The 263-nt window shown below is 35.7% G+C and carries 1 pseudogene; it reads right to left on the bottom strand.

Going from position 1 to position 263, the window contains the following annotated elements:
• Positions 1-263, bottom strand: a pseudogene (locus tag R2R70_RS20950) (hybrid sensor histidine kinase/response regulator); the annotation flags it as partial.

The following is a 263-nucleotide window of genomic DNA, read 5'->3' as shown; positions in this document are numbered from 1 at the left end:
AATCAAAATGTTGTTCTTTGATTATATTTACAGCCTCTTCACCATTTTCAACCAAGTGAGGAATGATACCTAAAGATCCCAACATCGCTTTTATTACCATTTGATTCACAGGATTGTCTTCTGCGACCAAAATATTTAAAGACGTAATATCAATATCTTTTGATATGGCTTCTGGCTCTATATCAGGCTCTGTTGTTGTTAAGTTAACGGCAAACGTAAAGGTTGACCCTTCACCCAACTCGCTTTTTAAATTAAGTGTTCCC

It is taken from the genome of Cobetia sp. SIMBA_158 (assembly GCF_046566945.1).
Classification (GTDB): Bacteria; Pseudomonadota; Gammaproteobacteria; order Pseudomonadales; family Halomonadaceae; genus Cobetia; species Cobetia amphilecti.
Note: the sequence above shows the minus strand (reverse complement) of the source record. Positions and strands in the feature narration are given on the sequence as shown.